The following is a 19905-nucleotide window of genomic DNA, read 5'->3' as shown; positions in this document are numbered from 1 at the left end:
TGACTATCAACAGCCAGACGTCGATTGTCGCACCCGGCAACTTGACGTGACCAAGGATGGTCATCGGTGCCAGCAAGGCGCGAGAATGTTCGGCCAGATAAAATACGAAGCGTGTCTCTCCGCAGCAGGGTCAGAAATCATGTTGGGCGAATCGGATGTCCGATACGAACACGTCTCGGCAATCCTGAGAGCCGTCGGAAAGGTGTTCGATCGTGGTTGTGGGACGGTTTAACACCTCAGCGAAACTGAAAGGGTTCACCTGCAGAATTATAAGGCAACGCGGCCCCTGACATCATCCGAAATCTGATCCGCTGAGGGTGTTCCGTCAGGAAAACGGCTATAGATTTTCCGATGGCTCACGCGCTGATATTGAGTGGCGCTGTATCATCCAACCGAGTGGCGCAGATCCATCGCTCGATATCGCAAGCCTCCATGGGTCTGGCGAAATAATAGCCTTGGGCGACGGTGCAGTTGAGCCGCCGCAGAAGCCTTGCCTGGTTCTCGTTTTCCACGCCCTCGGAAACGACTGTCATCCCGAGGCTCAGGCCGATACCGACAACCGTCGCCGCGACCGCCTGTACACTGGGATCGGTTTCGAAATTGCGCATGAAACTGCGGTCGAGCTTGAGTTCGGTGATCGGCATTCGCGTAAGACTCGACAGGGAGGAAAAGCCGGTGCCAAAGTCGTCCATCGACAGACCGACCCCGGTTTCATGCAATTTAGCCAACGTTCGAAGTGTTTCCGCGCCGGCATCCATCATCACGCTCTCGGTGATCTCGATCGTGAGGCAGGCAGCGGGGAGATTGAATTCTTCGAGCAGACCGGCCACGTAACCGGGCAAGCCGCTGTCGTTGAAATGCAGCGGCGACAGATTGACCGAGACAGTGGGAATTGGGATGCCTTCGCTGCGCCACGCGGCTATTTGGCGGCAGGATTCGCGAAGGGACCATTTGCCGATGGTATCGATCAGACCGATTTCCTCGGCCAGGGGAATGAAGCGGTCTGGAGGGATATTGCCCGGTTCCGGGTCATGCCAGCGGGCAAGCGCTTCGACACCGTGAAGCGTGTTCGAGTTGAGATTGATCTGGGGCTGGTAATGGAGGTTCAGGCTGTTCGTCGACAGGGCGTTGCGCAGGGCAGCGCCAAGCACGAGGCGATCCTGGGCAAGCCGGTTCATCTCGGGGCTGAAGAAGCGATACACACCACGGCCCGCCGACTTCGCCTGAAACATCGCGGTTTCCGCGTGCTTGAGAAGACTCTCGGGATCGGTGCCTTTGTCACCGGAGATGCTGATGCCGATACTGGCGGACAGGGTCAGATTGAAGCCTTTTATCTCCGTCGGTTCGGAAATTGCGCGGAGGATCTTATCCGCCCTGACCGCAGCCCGAGCGGTATCGCAATCAGACAGCACGACGACGAAAGAGTCGCTACCCGCGCGCGCGACGATTGCGGCAAAGTCGCTGACAAGTCGTTGCAGCCGATAGGCCGCCTCGATTAGCACCTTATCGCCGATAGCGTGGCCGAGACTGCTGTTGATGTCCTTGAAGTGATCGAGATTGACCGTGAAGATTGCGACCTTCAGGCCCTCATCCTCGGCTTTGCGAAGGATGCTTTCGGTTTCCTCCAGAAGCCGCGACCGGTTCGGCAAGCCGGTCAGAGAATCGAAATGGGAGAGCACCGCGATCTGACGGCGCGCCTCTTGGTGTTCAATGGCGAGTTTGCATAGATATAGGCAGGCCTTGACGATCTGCCGATGGAATGCGCTCGGTCCCCGTGGCTCGCGATAATAGAACGCGAAGGTGCCCGCGATACGGCCGTCGCCCAGCCTGATCGGTGAAGACCAGCAGGCCCTGAGCCCATGCGGCAGCGCCAGATGCTTGTAATTGGTCCACAAAGGATCCGTCGCGATATCGGTGACATAAACAGGTTCGCCACGCCAGACGGCCGTTCCGCAAGAACCGGTGTTCTCGCCCGCTGGGACCCCGGCTATTGCATCGTTATAAGCGGTGGGAAGACTTGGCCCCGCCAGCGACCATAATTTCTGTTCGGTGTCGACAAGCAGGATGGACGAAACGATCTCCGGTGCAATGGCTTCTACCCGCCGACACAAGAAATCCATGACCTCCGCGAGCGAGATATTGCTGGCGAGCGCCTCAAGGACGTCATCCTGCAAGGACTGAACCCGCTTGAGTGCGGCAATATCGGTCAACTCCACGACGACGTTGGTGACGTCGCCCTGAGCGTCGCGGATCGGATTCACCGCTGCAGAGACCCAGACGGGATTGCCACTACGATCATAGCAAAGGATGTCCTCGGTGAAGCCCTGATCTTGCCAGGCCTTCCGTTGCAGCCGGGCCAGAGTATCCACATCCGTACCTTCTCCGACGAGGAAATCCGTTGGCAATTTCCCGAGGGCATAGGCGATCCTATAGCCGAACTGGTCGCTGAAGGCGCGATTGACGTAAATGATGCGACGGTTTTGGTCGAGCACCATGACGGTGCGGTCGGTTTCGTTCACCACCAAGGACAGAAGGCGGAGTTCCTCTCGGCGCTGAACCTCCTCCGTCACATCACGGATGAAGACCAGGTGGTGAATCTTGTCGCCGATATCGACCTTGGAAAGGGAAAAAGAGCCCCAGACTTCCTTGCCGTCCTCCCTCTCAATGCGGGCCTCCCGGCTGGTGCGGACGATCTTGTTTGCGTAGCCATCCCGGTTGGCATCGACATAACCGTCACGGGTCGGACAGATGCCGCAAGGAACGAAGTCCTTGATATCCTTACCGAGCACATCACCGCGATGGTAACCCCAGAGACGCTCTGCAGCCGCATTGAAGAACGTGATGCGATTAACGTCGTCAGCCAGGACGACGGCATCGACGGACTCCTCGAGCGCGGTTTCTAGTACGAGGTGGCGATCGAAGCTCATGCTACCATCCTCCAATAGTGGAGACAAAGAGCCTGATGGGGACTCATTGGACGCAATTTACCCCCCTTGTCAACGCCGGATTAGCCGTCTGCAGAGCGACTTCCACACAGTTGCGGCCTCTTGCCTTTGCCGAATAGAGCGCCATGTCCGCGCGTCGAAGCATGTCTTCAAAGGCTCCGTCCTCAGAAGAGTAAACAGCGACGCCGGCGGAGACGGTGACAGGGATCCTCGACATCCCGTCGCCGACTTGCGCTTGTTCAACTGCGAAGCGCATTCGCTCAATCGCGTCCGCCGCCATGATGTGATCGAGACCGCTTAAAAGGACCGTAAACTCCTCACCACCAGTGCGCGCCACCATACCGAAGGTGCCTATCCGCTCCCGCAAACGACCCGCCACCTCAACAAGCACTTCGTCTCCCACGTCGTGACCATAGGCGTCGTTGATGGCTTTGAAATTGTCGATGTCCAGGATTGCAACAGCGAAATCGGCGCCGTGCTTTTGGGCCGAAACAAATTTGTTTATGCCATGCGTCGCGAGGACCCGGCGATTGGGTAGCCCGGTAAGATAGTCGGTTGATGCCGCAATCTCAAACTGTCGCCTTAGCTTGTCGGAGCACATCAGGAGGAAAGCCGTCGTCCCGACAACGGGCAGGAGGGTCATGAAAATGGGTGACAACAGGTTCAACCAGTTCGCGCCGGTTTCCACGGCGAAGTCGCTGCTGAGATCCATCGCCAGATAAGCGACGCCCCTGCCGAGCGTATACGCCAGCACCAAGGCGAAATTGCCGATAAGAATCTTGCGGCTGAGCGAGGAATCCCCGTGCGAACTGGCAAGCAGCGTCCATAGGCAGGCGGACATCAGCCATATCCAGATGGTCGAAACGACTGCGATCCGTACGCGGAAGTCAGGGTTGACTGCGGAAAACCAGAAAACACAGGCACTGGCGAGGATGGCCGGGATTAGCTGCCATGCTCTGGGGTGAATACCGTCAAATTGCTGAACTGCAGCATGATAGGCTGTAAGCCCGAATACGATCAGGCCGTTGGCTGCCAAAAGCATGATCGGCCTTGGCAGCGTTTCGCCAAACGCGAAGAATGCGCAACCAACCGCAATGAGCAAAGTCCCCAGCTGCCAATATGTCGCCGCCGGTCGCAGAGTCGATGGCAGATCACGAGAAACGACAGCAAGAACGCCACCGTTTGCAAGCATCATCAGCGATACGGTTGTAAATACGGTTCCCGCCTCCATCATGTTCGATAAATCTCTGGCATCATCCTTCCCATGGAGAACTCTTCCATGAGATCCTACGCGAATACTCCTAATCCGCGGTTCTGATTGATGCTAAACAGGCCGTTACGAAAATCGCTCTAAAACAACGAAGTCATTTACCGCCGACTTCCGTCTCGGCGGCCATGCCGGCAGTTCGAAAGTGGCGCGAGGAATTGGCCCCAAAAGATCGCCTTGAATGTCGCAAGGATGATCTTCCGGAGTGACTAACCGTCCGCCGAGCGAGATGTGAAGTATCCGACAGGGATCTTCAGATACGATCGGCCGTTACTCTCCGCCTCCGGCAAGCGGCCACCACGAAGATTCACCTGCAGAGCCGCCAGCATGAGCTTCGGCAGAGGCAGCGTGGCGTCACGTTCGTCGCGCATCTTCACAAAGTCGTCCTCCTCCGGCAGTCCGGCAAAGTGCTTGTTTGAAGCCAGATGGCTTTCGACGGACGCCTCACATAGGGGCGCCCGCCCGCTTGGCGCATAGTCATGGCCGATGAAGAGACGAGTTTGGGCGGGAAGCGCAAGTATTCGGCGAATACTTCGGTACAAATCATGTGAACACCCTCCAGGAAAGTCGGCGCGGCTTGAACCGCTGTCGGGCATCATCAAAGTATCGTGGACGAATGCGGCGTCGCCCGCAACGTAGGTCACCGACGCCATGGTATGGCCGGGAGAGAAAAAGACGGTAACAGGTACATTGCCGACCTGAAACGTCTCGCCGTCCTTGAACAGCCGGTCCCATTGAGACCCATCGACACGAAAATCGTCGCCCAGATTGTAGATGCCTTTCCAAAGGACTTGGACCTTTGTCACGAACTCGCCGATCGCCGTTGGCGCCCCCAGCCGCCCCTTGAGGTGGAAGGCGGCCGAGAAATGGTCGGCATGGGGGTGAGTATCCAAGATCCAAACAATCTCGATTCCCGTTTGCTCGACATAGGCAACGATGTCCTCAGCCTGCGTCGTGTCGATTGCGCCTGCGATCAGATCGTATCCGAGAACCGGGTCGACAATCGCTCCCTTCATGGTCTCGGGATCATGGAAGACATATTGCCAGCTCCCCGTTGCCTTGTCCCAAAATGGCTTCACGAGAGGATTTACCATCTCGAACTCCTGACGATTGCGAGGGAAGCGGAAGCGCAGCCGGTCTCTTCCCAAATGATCACCGTATTCACCCTGGAGTATAGATCGGTATGGGATTATGGCACCGATCAGCACAATAAGCCATTGTTTTCGCTTAGACAACCGGGATCGGCGTACGATGTTTATTCACAGTCTGGTGAAATTACGAGCGTTTTCGTCTGGTACGAGCAAGCGCCAACGGCGCCCCGGCTTTTGCCGGCTACCTGTGCGGGTCGGAAGGTATCCGTCAATCCGCTCGATATCTCCCGCAAGCAGGCCGACGCGCGCGGCATTCCCCGTCGGCTCGCGCGAATCCTTCGAAGCGATGAACCGCGCCATCGAAGGCCTCGATCCGAAGCCGGTGAAGGATCGGGTATTTCCCTGGCAGATGTTGAGGAAGCGACGCGCTATTTTGCTGTCAGCTCAAACTTCGGCAAGTGGTTCCGGAACTCTGACGAATCCGTTTGCCCTCGCCGGCAGGCTGTTACCTCGTCCGCATGACATTGACGAGAATGACGCCAAGGATTGCCATGATACCTCCGGCCGCGCCGACCACGGAAGGCGTTTCGCCCAGCCATAAGAAGCCGATCAACGTCGCTGTCGGTGGGACGCCATAGAGGAAATTCGCCGCGCGCGCGGCCGAAAGCCGCTTCAGGGCGATCGCCCAGGTTACATAACCGACCACGGTCGGGAAAACCACCAGATAGGCAACGCTCCAATTGACGATTGGCGGGGCAGCAAGGAGAGCCGTAACGGTTGCCGGAACCGCAGGCAGAAGCGGAACGGAACCTATGAGCAAAACCCATGCGGTCACCGTCAATGCCGGCATGCGGCCGAGAACGGGTTTCTGAAGAACGCTGGCAATTGCAGAGCATAGAGCCGCGCCGAGGATGAGAATGGCATTGGGATCGAGGCTGAGGGCTCCGCCCGCGCCGACGGCAATCAGCGCAACACCGAGAAACGAAAGGGCTGTGCCGGCCCATCCCCAGATCCCGAAACGCTCTCCAAGGGCGAAGGTGGCGATCAACGCCGTGAAGACGGGCATCGTATTGATGATGAAGCTCGCGGGACCGGCCGGTACCGTCTGCTCTCCGGTATTGAGCAGAACCGCATAAACCGCGATAAAAAGGACGGCTGCGATCGAAATCCGGACGAGATCTTTCCTGCTCGGCACCGTCCAGCGAAATGCCAGGTAGCCAAGAGCAATAATGCCGGCGGTCACGTACCGCGCGCTCGCAAGTTCGACGGGTGTCAAAGGACCAAGACAAACGCGGATGACAACGAAGGAGGAAGCCCAGAAGACAATCGTGACAATGATTGCCAGAAAGGCCGGAAGATCAAATTTCGACTTGGTTTCCATATTGCCGGCTATTGCGCTCATTGCTCACCCCGTTGCACACGCCGCAGATAAACCTCTCACCCTCAGCTTGAAAAGCACGGCAATCGATGCTCTCATGTGTCCATGGTTCACAGCTCGCAAACCCTTCCGCCGCTCGATACCCTCGAGACCTTCTCGGTGGCTGCGCGTCTCGGATCGTTCTCCGCCGCCGCGGAAGAAGCGGGAATCACCCATGGTGCCGTATCCCGACAGATTGCGCGCCTGGAACGGTGGCTTGGCGTGCGACTTTTCGTCCGTCAGGCCAGGGGTGTAGCGCTGACCCCAGAGGGCATACGATTTTTTGCTCGGGCTCAGGAGGCGCTTTCCCTTCTTAGCGGAACTGACGAGCGGTGGATCCCGCGGCGGCATAAGACGACAGTGCGCCTTTCCGTGACACCGTCTGTCGCCTCGTTGTGGTTATTCGCACGTTTGGCAAAGCTGGAACGCGACGACCTCCATATCGATCTGTCCCTGGAGCACCGACTGGCAGATCTCGGTGAAGGGACGGATCTCGCCATTCGGTGCGGAAAAGGCCCCTGGGCCGGCGTTCGCGCGACACCACTCTGGCAGGAGAGATCCTTTCCGATCGCCGCGCCATCGCTCGCGGAGCAGCTTGGCCGGAACTGCGACGCTCAATCGATCCTGACCCTGCCGATCCTGCATGACTCTAACATCGAGGGCTGGCGACGCTGGCTGGCTGTCGAGGATGTCCAGTATCTGCCCCGCGGCCAGGACCGCCGCTTCGAGGATTACAATCTGATCATCGACGCCTGTGCGCAGGGCATCGGCGTCGCATTGGCCCGACCGCCTCTGTCGGACGCAGCGATGGCATCCGGGCGCCTGGTCCGGGTCTGTGACAGGGAGCTGAACAATCATGTGTCATTCCATCTCGTGCGACCGGACGGACGGCTAAGCGGACCGGCCTGCGAATTGGCTCGGCGACTTCTTGACGAGGCAGGGCACAACGAGGCGGCGATAGCGGCTTTCGCCTCACCGGGTTAGGGCGAAAACGCAATCACAGATAGCTGCGCACCCGCGTGCTACAGGCGCTCGAGCGTGAGTTTTCCGCCTTTTCGCATGTCCCCATTGAAACCATAGATCATTGCCCGGCTCGCTGGTGCAAGCGAACAGCTCGGCAATACAACTTGCTTGTCGACACCTGTGTGCGGGCGACCGCAATCAAGGCCTTTTATTTTTGCTTCTCAACCTTACTATGCGCTGTTTGTAACGGCACGACAAACTCGCAGGCCGCGGTTGACACCCCAGCTCGCGAAACAGTCAACATCATTCATATTGCCAACTGGTCGGCAGCGCGTCCTGAGGCGAGTTTCGTGGGAGTTCCTCAATGGCGACTGTTTCAGGCAATGCGGTTGGAACGGAAGGCAGATCAAGCGATCGCGCTTATGGAGAGCATCTCGCCGAGTGCTTTGATATGCCCAAACCTGGCTTGAACGTGCAACGCACGCTACAGCGTGGCAAGGTCGCTGTATCGGAATTGAGAGTCGATGTTCCGGCGGCAGAGCCAAGCGCTTCGCTTGGCTACGACGAAGCTTTCCTGGTGGGAATTCAGCTTTGCAATATTGTCGGGCATGAATACTGGCTGGACGGCCGATCGATACCCGTCGCACCCGCTATTGCCGGCATGACCTATATCCATGATCTGCGGCTCGACCCCAGGGCGCTGGTGCGCGAACCAACGCATGCGCTCCACTTCTACCTACCGCTTGCAACGCTCAACGCATTCGCCGATCAGAACGATATCCCGTCGATCTCGGAGTTGACCCACCGGCCGATGGCTGGTCAAGACGATCCTGTGACGCGGTATCTGGGTCAGGCGGCCTTGGCCGCGCTTCGGGAGCAACACATTGCAAGCGGATTGCTGCTTGACGAAATTCTGGGTGCTGCGTGCGCGCACACGTTGGGACGGTACGGCAACAGACCTATCCCGGTCAGCCGTTCCGCGCCTGGCCTGGCACGATGGCAGGAGCTGCGCGTGAAGGAAATGATGAATGAGCATATGGACATCGGGCTGTCGGAACTGGCACGGGAATGCCGCTTGTCCATAACGCATTTCGTTCGGGGTTTCCGGCGGTCGACCGGAATGTCGCCGCATCAATGGTTGCTTGCCCGGCGTATCAGCAAAGCGAAATTTCTGCTCACGGAAACGAGCGATACGCTGGCTGATATCGCCTTGGCATGCGGGTTCTCCAACCAGTCTCATTTCAACGCGACATTCAAGAGCGACACAAATATGAGCCCCGGACGTTGGCGCCGCTCGTTCGCGATGAGGAACGATAGCTTCGCAGAATGACGCACGTCTCTGCGCCGCTCCACCGTTGCCTTTTTGGGCTGTTTTCGAAATTCAAAGCCATTTCTTGAAAGAGCGGCCGCATCGACCGTGCTTTACTCCCATTGGATCTCCCATTCGGGACCGTCCCTTACCAACCGGCTAGCTACATTCAAACCATGAATTCTGAAGTCGAGGCCTATGGAGCGGCTGTTGCGCGTCGCTTCCGGACCAACGTCGCGACGACGTTTTTTGCGAAGACTATCTCCAAGGATCCGATCGCGATTTCCATGCTAAACTTGGCTGCTCCCACCGGCCGCTGGACAGAAACGCCGGATCCCGAGGCTGCCTTTTCAGTCCATGTGGTCATGGCGCCTCTACCCAGACTCCAGACCTGGATAGAAGGGCGTCACGCCAAATTGGATCCGCTGAAGGCCGGCGATATCTGCTTGTTCGATCTCAGCACGTCCCCCATCTCGCTGATCCAGGACCCGCTCGATACCGTTCGTCTTCATTTCTCCCAGCGGACGCTTGATGACCTGGCGTATGATCGCGGGCAGCGCTCGAGCAGCCTCAGAGCGACCTTCGGTGCTCACGATCCGGCATTGCACGGCCTCAGTTCTGCGCTGCTGAGCCGATTGCGGCTTTATGGCGGTAGCGACCCGTTATTCCTCGACCATGTGGCGCTCGCTTTTCACATCCATCTTGCCCAGACATATGGCGAACTTCGCAGCGAGCAGCCTCTGCGCGGTGGACTGGCCCCGTGGCAGCTCCGGCGCGCTCGTGAGTTGATGCTCGCAAAGCTGTCGGAAGGGGTAGGGCTTGCCGAACTGGCTGGAGAGTGCGGACTCTCTGCAAGCTATTTTGCGCGTGCATTCCGGCATTCGGTCGGGGTCACCGCGCACCGATGGTTGATGAACGAACGGGTCGAGCGCGCCAAAGACCTGCTTAGATACAGCGCCCTGCCCGTCGCCGAAATAGCGGTCGCCTGCGGATTTACAGACCAGAGCCACTTCACTCGGGCGTTCGCATTCCGCGAGGGACATCCGCCGGCGCGATGGCGGCGCCTTCATCTCGACTGACGCGGTCGTCGGTGACATCCGTGCCCGCCTGGTTCGCCATTGGTTTGCACCGGTTTTTTACAAATGACGTCAGTTCCATACATGCGCCGAGCGCCATCCCCGGTGGATAAAAGCATCGCCCCGGTTTTGTTCCGGCTCTAACCCCATGGAGTAGTATATGATTACCGTTCCCGCTTTCCTTCGCCGGCCATACCTCGCGGTCGCCTTGCTCGGTCTGGTTAGCCTTCCCGTGGCCGTCCATGCGCAACCCGCGAAAAACGTGATCCTGGTGCATGGCGCATGGGCCGATGGCTCCAGCTGGTCCAAGATCATCCCCTTGTTGACGGCCAAGGGCCTGAATGTCACGGCTGTACAGTTGCCCCTGACGTCGCTCGCCGATGACGCGGCCGTGGTAAAGCGAGCGCTGGCGTTGGAGACCGGACCGGTCGTGCTGGTCGGCCATTCCTATGGCGGCGCGGTGATCACCGAAGCGGGCAACGATCCGAAAGTGTCTGGTTTGGTCTATGTCGCCGCCTTTGCTCCCGACACCGGCCAGTCGGCGGGTTCTTTGAGCGCCTCCGTCCCTCCCCCGCCCATGGGCGCCGAGGTCAGGCCCGATTCCCAGGACTTCCTGAAGCTGACCAAGACGGGCGTCTATGAGGATTTTGCCCAGGATGTCACCTCTGCCGAGAAGTTGGAGCTCTACGTTGCGCAAGCGCCTACGAACACCAATTCTCTAGGCGGGAACATCAGCGCGGCAGCCTGGCACAGCAAGCCTTCATGGTACATCGTCGCCGCCGAGGATCGAGCCATACCTCCGACCCTCGAAGCCACCATGGCCAAGACGATCCATGCAAAGACGACAACGGTGAAGGGCAGCCATCTGATCATGCTGTCCAAACCCTCGGCAGTGGCTGCGGTGATCGAAGACGCAGTGGCCCACTGAACGTATGCGACGCGCTCCGGGCGCGGCTTGATCGCTGATCAGGCACGACCAGGGCGCGTCCCTTCAACTCCGGCTGCAATCGCTGCGGCTTTGACGTCTAATATGGAGACACACATGATAGCCAAATCTGTAGTTCTGGTTCACGGCGCTTGGGCGGATGGATCGAGCTGGGCGCGCGTCATTCCGCAATTGACCGCGCAAGGCCTAACGGTGACTGCCGTCCAGATGCCTCTGGCAAGTTTCGCTGACGACGTTGCCGCTTTACGCCGCGCGCTGACCCTGGCCGAGCCGCCGGTCGTGCTCGTCGGGCATTCCTATGGCGGCGCCGTCATCACCGAGGCGGGACGCGATGAAAAAGTATCGGCGCTTGTCTATATCGCCGCCTTTGCACCGGCGGCGGGGGAGTCGGCTGCCTCATTGGGTGAAACCGTCGAGCCGGCGCCGATGAACGCCGAGCTGAGACCGGATGCATCCAATTTTCTCAAGATTACGGAAACTGGAATTCATCAGCATTTTGCGCAGGATCTTTCCGATGATGAAAAGACGGTCTTGTTTGCAACGCAGGGCCCCACCGCCATCGCCTCGCTGACGGGAACGATCTCGGAACCTGCGTGGCAATCGAAGCCGAGCTGGTATCTGCTCGCCAGCGAGGATCACGCGATCCAACCCAAACTCCAGCGCATCATGGCTGGGCGCATGCATGCCACCATCGTGGAGGTTGCCTCCAGCCACCTGGCAATGCTGTCGCACCCCGATATTGCAGCTCAACTTATTTTCGAGGCAGCCCGGACGGTGAAGGAAAGATGGCGTCCGTCCTAGTGCCGGGTTAAGGCCCGTTCCAGAGCGGCCGTCCGGAGGTCACCGGCGCCAGGCGCGGGTTGATCTCCGGACACTGCCATGTGTGGTCATCTACGGGTGCTCTCGTTTCACGCCTATGGGCATCAGCTTTTAAAGCTAACGTCCATTGGCGCGTCCAGGTGCCGGATCAGTTCCACTATTAATCTTGGCCGCAACGCTCGGACACTCTGGAACCTTCGGTACAGTTAACGGTTATGACTTGGAGGAGCATTCCGATGAGCAACAACATCAACAAACCGAGGCCAGATCTCAGAACGACGCCCGCGCCTCAGCAGCCTTGGATGTCATGGATCGCTGTCCTTGTGATTATCGTGGTCGCGGCTCTCACCTGGGGCTTCTGGCCACACGCCAACACCATATCTTCTAACGCCCCGGCCCAGACGACCACACAGCAGCCTGCCACCGCAACGCCGCCGGCCACTGCCCCCGCTCAGCAATAGCGAAGGTCTACCGGGATAAGGAGGAACCTATGACAAAGCATGACAAATCGCCTGTATCGAGCGCATCGGATGGAAAGCATGTCTCGAAGAGCAATGCCGGCGCATACGAGCGTGGCGCAAATGCCGGGAAGCAAAAGGACACGGGTGATGGGAACCCATATCCCGAAGGAAGCAGCGCCGCCAAATCGTTCGAGCACGGACAACTAGACGCCCAAAAGGTCAGAAGCAGCGACAAACCGCCTGGACGATAAGATGGCAAGAACCATTCAACATCCTCGTCGAGAAATTCGACAGCGGTCAGTTGCGCGATCTAGCCAATTTCATCCCTGATATAGGCCCTCCGCCCGGAGGACTGCAGCATTGGTTCCTGCATCTTTCGGGTCGGCTAATTCGAGAAATACGCTTCCGATATCGACGATCTACATACGCCCCGTTCATCAGATCGATCCCTGCGGCTGAACAGCACGGAAGCGGAGAGCGCGGGCTCGACTTCCATCGGTTTCTTGCTTTCTGAATGTTCACGCCCTTTCTTGGCGCTGGCTTGGGAGGTGCGCTACTTTGCTTGTCCCGCCCTCTCGCAGGCGGGACTTTTTTGATCTCCGCCTTCCTGTGATTTCCCGCTTCAACGATCTCTGTCCCCTCGCCGTCAAAACTCGTGCGCGGCTTTTCCAGTTATTGGACCAAGCGCCCAGGAGAGACCAGTTGGTTAAACCGTCGGTTTCCTTTCCGTTAAAATCGATGTTGTGAAACGGCATCGGGGCCACGATGCCGATCGGTACAATAAGCCATTGTTTTCGCTGAGACGAGCGGGATCATCACACGATACTTATGCACACGCGCCAGGCGCATACTGTCCCTTGTTGACGACAACATACGCGATGTGGCAGCGTTCCAGCGCCTACTGCGAATAGGCCTTGTGTGCTGCGGTACGGTTTCTGAAACAATCGCGCGAGTATTGATGCATCCCCGAGTCCTCAAGACATTCCTGGCGGTCGCTCGCAGCAAAAGCTTCACGCGGGCTGCCGAGAAGGTTCACCTCGTGCAATCCAGCGTCAGCGACCAGATGCAGGCGCTGGAGGCTGAGTTGGGCGTTGTGCTTTTCATTCGCTCCAGGCAGGGCCTCGTACTAACGGAGGCGGGGGAGACGCTCGTTTCCTATGCCGACGAGATACTGGCGCTGAACGAAGAGGCGCGCGCCGCAGTCACGACGGCGGCCGGACAGGCGCCTGGATCGATCGCCGTCGGCGCGCTGGAGACGATCGCTGCCGTCAGGCTGCCCGCGTGGCTATCCGGCTTCCAAGGCGATCACCCCGAGATCGCATTGCAGTTGAAGGTTGCGGGTAGCGGCGAACTCTTGCGGAAGCTTGAGAACGGCGAGATCGATGTCGCCTTTTGCTTCGATCAGGGCGATGTCGATCAGCGTTTCGTCAAGCGCTTGATAGCAAGGGAGCCGCTGGTTCTCGTGACATCCACCGCTAATGCCTTTGGCGCATGGAAGCCGGATCTGGCTGAGCTCGGCGCGATGGATTTCTTGGGAACCGGGCCCGGTTGCGTCTATCGGACCATGCTCGATGCCGCGTTTTCCGAAGCGGGCATGAGAGCACCAAGGCTTGCCGTTGAAGTGGGCAGCATCGGCGCGATTGCGCGATTGGCGGCGGCCGGCTCCGGTATCGGTCTTGTGCCGCGTCTGGCGGTTGCCGATGCTCTTGAAAGGGGTGAGATCAGGGAAGCGGCTTGGCCAGGATCCGACCAGTTTGCGTCGCTCGTCATGGTGTGGCGGCGCCGGCGGGTTCAGCCGCCGGCTTTGAGATTGTTGCTGGCGGCTGCGAGCGAGGGTTTCGCGTCGCCTAGATCAGCCGATGTCCGCCCTCGACATGCAGTACCGATCCTGTCGTGAAACCGTTGCCCATCAGGTAGCCGATAGCATCGGCGATGTCTTCGGGGCGACCGACCCGGCCGACCGGCAAGCGCTTTGCCATGGCATCCAGCGTCTCGTCCTTCCTGTCGCCGGCGACAAAGGTCCAGATGGGCGTATCGACCCAGCCGGGCGAGACGGCATTGACACGAATGGGGGCTAGCTCGATGGCAAGAGCACGGACGAGCCCCTCGAGCGCGGCATTGATGGCGGCGACGACCGATCCGCGCATGGCCGGCCGATACGCCGCGATACCGGAGGTAAAGGTGATGGAGCCGCCGGCGGAAAGGGAATGGGCGCCATATTTCGCCAGGAACAGCGGCCCGTAGACCTTGCTTGCCATGGCCCGTTGCACGGCTTCCAGTTTCAGCGCGGGCAGCAGCTCATATGCGCCTTCAATATCGGCAGCGGTACTGACGATGTGATCGAGCCGTCCGATTCCGTCGAAAAGAGCTGCAACGTCTTCTTCTCGGGCAATGTCGGCTACTGCCGTTGAAATTGCCGGACTTCGCAGCTTTTCATAAGCGTGCCTGAGCTTGTCTTCGTTGCGCCCGACGATAATTACCTCGGCGCCGGCCTCCAGAGATTGTTTTGCCAGCGCCAGTCCCATTCCGGAGCTGCCACCGACGATCAGGATTCTTGTATTTGCGATATTTCCGATTGCCATTGTTTCCATTCCTGCATGTGCTGTCCGCAGCACAGATTTCGCAGGAAGCCCCAAGGCATGGAAACGGATAAGACCGATGGCGTCATCGGGAGCTCCGATTGCTCTTTTGCCGAGTTGTGCCCGTTGAAAGCGGCGGGCTGCGCGGTGGCGGCGACTTGGCAGCGAGCACATGATATTGATCGGAACCTGCTCCAATCCCCAAACTCATCGCGGCGGCGAGACCCGCTTGGCAAATGGCACACACAGCACCGCACAGCCGGTTAGGATGGCGACAACCAGCCAGGCTTCGTTGATGGCTTGGACGCTGGCAGCCGTCTGAACCAGCGGATCCAGCATTGCCGTGGTGTCGACGTCGAAAGCTCCGGTGTGGCCGGCGATCGTCCGAACCGGAGCCCCGACGAAGGCGGCGGTGTCGGCGTGGCCGGACTGGAGGCGGTCCCACAGGCTCTGCGCGAGCGGACCGGAGCGCGTGTAGACGATCGTATCGATCAGCGCGATGCCGATTGCGCCGCCGAGGTTCCGCATCAGGTTGAATAGACCGCTCGCGTCCGGAACACGTTCGGGCAGCAGATTGCCGAGTGCCAGCCGCGTGGGCGGCAGCAGGCAGAACATAATGGCGACACCGCGGACGATCTGCGGCCAGAACAACGCATCGTAATCGGAGCGCGGATCCTCAAAGGCGCTCATGGCGAGCCCGACCGCAAAGACGCCGAAGCCCAGCGCCGAAAGCAGACGGGGATCCGTGCGCTTTTCCAGCGCCACGGCGATCGGCGCCGTAACCAGCTGGGCAATCCCGGTAACGAGCATCGTCGTGCCGATTTGGAGTGCGTTGTGCCCGCGGACGAAGGCAAGAAAGACCGGCATCAGATAGACCGATCCGAACAGGCCGATCCCGAGGATGAAGCTGAGGATCGCTCCGACAAGAAAGTTCCGGTCGCCGAAGTTGCTAAGATCCACCACCGGCCGGCTACGGCGCAGCGAACGCCAGACGAAAATGCAGCCTGATGCGAGGAACACGGCAAGCAGGCTCGACACATAGACCGAGGACCAGCCGCTGGTAGGCGCATCCGTCAGGCTCAGTTCGAGCGTCGTCAGCGCGGTCGCCATCAGGACGAGCGACAGGCCGTCGAGGTGAACGATCTCTGAGCGGTCGACTGTTCCGCGCGGCAGCGTTCGCCACGCGACGATGGCCGAAACGATGCCGGGGATGACATTGATCAGAAACAGCCAGTGCCAGGAATAGGTCTGCGTCAGCCAGCCGCCGATTATCGGCCCAACCGTCGGCGCAAGAACGGCAAGCACGCCGGCGATCGTCGTCGCCACCGCTTGCCGCTCGTTCGGAAAGAGGATGAAGACGGCGGAGAATACCGACGGGATCAGGGTGCCGCCCGAAAAACCCTGAAGGACACGCCAGGCCACCAGTTCGCCGAAGCTGCCGCTCAAGGCACAGCCGATGGAAGCGATGACGAACAGACAGATAACGGTGAAGAACAGCCACCGCATCGTCAGCGACCGCGTCAGAAAACCTGTCAGCGGGATGGCGACCACTTCGGCGATGAGATAGGCCGTCTGGATCCAGCTCATCCGGTCCGGGTCGATCTCGAGCGCGGACTGGATGGTTGGCAGGGATGTCGCGACGACCTGGACGTCGAGGATCGCCATGAACATGCCAACGCACATGGCAACGAAGCCAATCCAGACCACGACAGACCCCGGAGTTGCATCAGCCGCTTGGTGCTGTTTCGACATTGGCCGTCCTGCGCGAGTGTGTTTCCAATTTTCTGGGCTCGGTGAACTATCGTTTATTGGCCGGGATCGGAAACATGCGCCCGAGAACGCGATCCTTCAGAACATAGTGATGAAGCAGCGCAGCGCATGCATGAAAACCAGCCAAAATGATAATCGACCAGGCAACCCAATAATGCATGAGCGCAAAGGTGCCGCGCATATCGACTGGAAATCCGTCAGGCTGCGGCAGCGCAAAAAGCCCGAAGAACGAGAGCGGTTGATTTTGCGACCAACGAAACAAAAATCCGAGCGCCACCTGGAGGAGGAGGAGAAGGTAAAGAAGGCCATGAACGGCCTTTGCCAGCAGGTGCTGAAAGCCGCCGGCCGCAGGCGGCAAATCGCCCCGGTGCGCCAACCGCCAGACGATCCGAATTGCGATGACCGCCGCAAGCGTCATTCCGAGCGAAATATGAAGTGACTGCAAGCCGAGACGCAAAGGCGTTCCCTTTTGAAGGATGTCCCACACCTGGGCAAGCGCGAAAAGTGAGACGACGAGCAGAGCAGTAAGCCAATGAAGGGTAATCGTGAGTCGGTCGTAACGGGCAACGTTTTTGGGTGTTGCATCGAGAACGGTACTTTGAATTGTCATGCAAGGAACTCCTTAAACCACACGGCAAATCGCGGGCGTGCGGTGGTGAACACGTCTCATGGAGGTTTTATTCGGCACTCAAGGGGGGTGATGTCGAAAACAGCCCCGAGCAGCCTATTGCCTCTCGCAAATTTGGATTTCCTTTATTGGCAGTCGCCTGTCCAATCTCCGTATTGCTAGGTCCTTCGAGAGCTCTGAACCATGGACGGAAACATTCTGGATACCCGGAGCGTCATGCCGCCCTGATCATGTCGCGCCGAAAAAGCTGATCGTCCCGCTTAGCACCGCCGGCTCAAGAAGCCGGCCCGAGTATGAGTTTCCGTTTCATCGAATATCCTGTGAGATCAGTAGATTTTTATTCATCCGCTCAACTCTAACGAAAGCGGTATTCGCTACATTCGCGGCAATCGGGAGATATTTGATGTCCAGATTTGTCGCTTTGGTCGCGATTGTCTCAACAGCATCGTTTGTCGCAACGGGCGGCTATAAGCTCGTTCCACAGCCGATTGCCCAACAAGTGAAGGAAACGACCGATCCGTCTTGCAACATCAAGGGAAATGTCAGCATCGAAACCGGAGAGCGGATCTATCACGTCCCAGGACAGAAGTTTTACGCCATGACCCGGATAGATCCCGCCTACGGTGAGCGATGGTTCTGCAGCGAAGCAGATGCGCAGGCCGCCGGGTGGCGGAAATCGAGACGATAGCGGCCTTACTCGGAAGGTGCATCTTGGGATGTTCGGAGGAATAGAATCACGCATCGCCACCAAGCATTTCATGGGATTCATAGTGGGCTTCACTGATCTGCGCCATGGCGGGCATCTCGCCAGGGGATCTTGATAATGTGACGCGGGGATCGGTGACTGCGACTTCAATTCTCGTCAGCAGCTGCCGATTATCAATCGATGGGCGGGCTTGCGATCTAAATGGCCTCCGAAGCTCCTCTTGCGCGGGCTGATCGCGGTGGATGGAAGAGGCATGGCGGTATCGTTTTTGCGGTATTGGTTCTGTGGTCGACGTCGGGCCACCAACTGACAATCAAGGTCTATCACGAGTGCGATGCCGTCTTTATTCTGGTCATCCCTGAGCCGGCGGCTGCGGGATCAAACCGCCTGTTGCATCTCCAAAAGATCCTTCATCAAGGAGCGTAGCGACCGCCAGGGAAATTCGTCGCAGTCACGCGATGCGATACCGAGGGTCAGAACCCCATGCAGCTTGGCGATTGCTCCTTCAATGGACTGCGCGGGCATCTCCCACAGTTCCGCAGCCAGTGCGAGCTCGCGATCAGCGGCCACGCTCTCGGCTTCCTGGGCTCTGGTATACCCGATGACGTTGTCTGCGGCATGCCAGCGCCGAACCTGCGCCGACAGCGCTTCCTTTGCCCTATCCCGTGCCTCGGCCAGATCGTCGCCTTTGAGCCAGTATTCAATCTCGGCCTCACTTTGCATGTGGGCCGGATTGGGCTTGCCCGGAACATCGATTTTAATGGAGGGAAAACCGACGGCTTCGACCAACTGGGTCTCGAGGTGCTGCTGCAGGTGGCAGCGCCGGACGAATTCGCGATGGGCTTCATGCCATTCCAGCCACTTTACAAGGGCCGGATCGGCGGCAGAGCCGTTAACGCCACGGTCCTTCGTCCGCGTCAGAAAATCTGTCGTGTACGAAAGGATGTTTAGTCGGGTATTTGCAGGCAAAGTTCTGCTATTCTCAGAATCAGCCATGATCCGAGCTCCAACTAGCTTGGGTGTGGTTAGGTTGGGTGGCGTGTTCCAGCACGCCATCCAGCCGATTTCATTTGGAACCTACACTATCCGCCATCGGCGGGCAACCGAAAACGCTACAGTGTTGCGATATGGATGCAATTCAATGCAAGATGGCGCGTACTGCGCTTGAATGGGGTGTGCGCGAACTTGCAAAGGCGGCCGACGTGTCGACACACACGATTAGTCGGCTTGAACGAGGCGAGGACCTACGGGAAAGCACGCTTCAGCGCGTGAAGCAGGCGCTTGAGGACGCCGGGATCGAATTCATTCCGGAAAACGGCGGGGGTGTAGGAGTCCGCTTCAAGAAGCCAAGATAATGAGAAAACGCCTGACACATAGTGCCATGGTATGAACTTCATTCAATGCGTACCGCGTGCATGGGATGTAGCGAACTCGCCAATGCGGCTGAAGTATCGGCCATGTGAGTTCGTGCTGAATCGCGACCTGCGGGGCTGCCCAAACTAACCGGCGTGTCTCATCTGGGCGCGGAGTTTTTTGCGGAAAACTTCGGTTGGCGTCCGACGGCCAAGGCATTTGCACGGCGTCGCGTTGAGGTGGCTGCTAACTTCATGGCGAAGCAGGCCGCCGCGAACGGAATCGCATAAGAGGAAGCCGAGCGAGGTTTCCTGATGGCGCTGCGTCCGGCCTCCCTTATCCAGCATTTTACAACGACCGAGGAAGTTGCCAACATGATCGTCTACCTGCGCCCAAGGCGTGAGCCCGGGACAGGCATCACGGAGACGACTCGCTTCTGTGCCGGACGGCGCCCTGAGAGCTTCGATCCACGTTATCGAAGCTCTCAAGCCCCAACGCTCAGGGGCTTCAGACCTGCGCCAGGCCTCCATCGACGAAAACCTCGCCGCCGGTCATGAAGCTGCTGTCCGAAGACG

Annotated in this window: 17 protein-coding genes and 1 pseudogene; 9 read left to right on the top strand and 9 right to left on the bottom strand. The window is 58.7% G+C overall.

The features are described 5' to 3' along the window. Nucleotides 1-356: 356 nt before the first annotated feature. The 4 genes from dosP to GR212_RS32465 all read right to left on the bottom strand — a co-directional run bounded on the left by dosP (nt 357) and on the right by GR212_RS32465 (nt 6705). A complete protein-coding gene (dosP, locus tag GR212_RS32480) occupies nt 357-2927 on the bottom strand; it encodes an oxygen-sensing cyclic-di-GMP phosphodiesterase DosP (RefSeq protein ID WP_163993377.1) in 2571 nt (856 codons plus the stop codon). Nucleotides 2928-2970: 43 nt separating this feature from the next. Continuing rightward, nucleotides 2971-4179 carry a GGDEF domain-containing protein gene (locus tag GR212_RS32475; protein ID WP_246726154.1) on the bottom strand — a complete coding sequence of 403 codons (1209 nt, stop codon included), beginning with the start codon at nt 4177-4179 and terminating at the stop codon, nt 2971-2973. A gap of 242 nt (nt 4180-4421) precedes the next feature. Further along, nucleotides 4422-5306 carry an MBL fold metallo-hydrolase gene (locus GR212_RS32470; RefSeq protein WP_163993375.1) on the bottom strand — a complete coding sequence of 295 codons (885 nt, stop codon included), beginning with the start codon at nt 5304-5306 and terminating at the stop codon, nt 4422-4424. A 502-nt stretch (nt 5307-5808) separates the two neighbouring features. Next, nucleotides 5809-6705: a DMT family transporter gene (locus GR212_RS32465; protein ID WP_163993372.1), complete on the bottom strand. Its 897-nt coding sequence runs from the start codon at nt 6703-6705 to the stop codon at nt 5809-5811. Nucleotides 6706-6786: 81 nt separating this feature from the next. Between GR212_RS32465 and GR212_RS32460 the strand changes: the two genes are divergently transcribed. From GR212_RS32460 to GR212_RS32430, 7 genes are all read left to right on the top strand, one after another. Beyond that, a complete protein-coding gene (locus GR212_RS32460; RefSeq protein ID WP_163993460.1) occupies nt 6787-7704 on the top strand; it encodes a LysR family transcriptional regulator in 918 nt (305 codons plus the stop codon). Between the two features lie 343 nt (nt 7705-8047). Next, a complete protein-coding gene (locus GR212_RS32455; RefSeq protein WP_163993370.1) occupies nt 8048-9013 on the top strand; it encodes a helix-turn-helix transcriptional regulator in 966 nt (321 codons plus the stop codon). 155 nt (nt 9014-9168) lie between these two features. Continuing rightward, nucleotides 9169-10071 carry a helix-turn-helix domain-containing protein gene (locus tag GR212_RS32450; RefSeq protein ID WP_163993368.1) on the top strand — a complete coding sequence of 301 codons (903 nt, stop codon included), beginning with the start codon at nt 9169-9171 and terminating at the stop codon, nt 10069-10071. A gap of 157 nt (nt 10072-10228) precedes the next feature. Next, on the top strand, nt 10229-10996 hold the full coding sequence (locus tag GR212_RS32445; protein WP_163993367.1) for an alpha/beta fold hydrolase: 768 nt from the start codon (nt 10229-10231) through the stop codon (nt 10994-10996). Nucleotides 10997-11110: 114 nt separating this feature from the next. Continuing rightward, the gene (locus tag GR212_RS32440) at nt 11111-11815 is read left to right on the top strand and encodes an alpha/beta fold hydrolase (protein WP_163993365.1); all 705 of its coding nucleotides are present in this window, start codon (nt 11111-11113) and stop codon (nt 11813-11815) included. Nucleotides 11816-12323: 508 nt separating this feature from the next. Beyond that, nucleotides 12324-12545, top strand: coding sequence for an Sf3a2-prov protein (locus GR212_RS32435; RefSeq protein WP_163993363.1), 222 nt, complete (start codon nt 12324-12326; stop codon nt 12543-12545). A 707-nt stretch (nt 12546-13252) separates the two neighbouring features. Continuing rightward, complete coding sequence (locus GR212_RS32430; RefSeq protein WP_163993361.1) at nt 13253-14191, top strand: LysR family transcriptional regulator; 939 nt, start codon at nt 13253-13255, stop codon at nt 14189-14191. Here GR212_RS32430 and GR212_RS32425 read toward each other — a convergent pair. The 3 genes from GR212_RS32425 to GR212_RS32415 form a co-directional block, all read right to left on the bottom strand. Next, entirely contained in the window at nt 14142-14876 is a 735-nt protein-coding gene (locus GR212_RS32425; protein ID WP_163993360.1) for an SDR family oxidoreductase, read from the bottom strand. The two genes, GR212_RS32430 and GR212_RS32425, sit on opposite strands and share 50 nt — an antisense overlap. 204 nt (nt 14877-15080) lie before the next feature. Continuing rightward, entirely contained in the window at nt 15081-16625 is a 1545-nt protein-coding gene (locus GR212_RS32420; protein WP_163993357.1) for a DHA2 family efflux MFS transporter permease subunit, read from the bottom strand. Between the two features lie 46 nt (nt 16626-16671). Further along, on the bottom strand, nt 16672-17253 hold the full coding sequence (locus GR212_RS32415) for a cytochrome b (RefSeq protein ID WP_163993355.1): 582 nt from the start codon (nt 17251-17253) through the stop codon (nt 16672-16674). Between the two features lie 421 nt (nt 17254-17674). Between GR212_RS32415 and GR212_RS32410 the strand changes: the two genes are divergently transcribed. Continuing rightward, nucleotides 17675-17959: a sunset domain-containing protein gene (locus tag GR212_RS32410; protein ID WP_163993353.1), complete on the top strand. Its 285-nt coding sequence runs from the start codon at nt 17675-17677 to the stop codon at nt 17957-17959. Nucleotides 17960-18355: 396 nt separating this feature from the next. Here GR212_RS32410 and GR212_RS32405 read toward each other — a convergent pair whose 3' ends face one another. Continuing rightward, complete coding sequence (locus tag GR212_RS32405) at nt 18356-18973, bottom strand: hypothetical protein (protein WP_163993351.1); 618 nt, start codon at nt 18971-18973, stop codon at nt 18356-18358. 131 nt (nt 18974-19104) lie between these two features. Here GR212_RS32405 and GR212_RS37335 point away from each other — a divergent pair, with 131 nt between their 5' ends. Continuing rightward, nucleotides 19105-19332, top strand: a complete 228-nt coding sequence (locus GR212_RS37335; RefSeq protein ID WP_246726152.1) for a helix-turn-helix domain-containing protein — start codon at nt 19105-19107, stop codon at nt 19330-19332. Between the two features lie 144 nt (nt 19333-19476). On the opposite strand, the pseudogene GR212_RS37330 reads toward GR212_RS37335, so the two are convergent. Next, nucleotides 19477-19581 (bottom strand): annotated as a pseudogene (locus tag GR212_RS37330) (IS30 family transposase); the annotation flags it as partial. Between the last annotated feature and the right edge of the window lie 324 nt (nt 19582-19905).

The organism is Martinezella lusitana, from assembly GCF_010668395.1.
Taxonomy (GTDB): Bacteria; Pseudomonadota; Alphaproteobacteria; order Rhizobiales; family Rhizobiaceae; genus Rhizobium; species Rhizobium lusitanum_A.
Note: the sequence above shows the minus strand (reverse complement) of the source record. Positions and strands in the feature narration are given on the sequence as shown.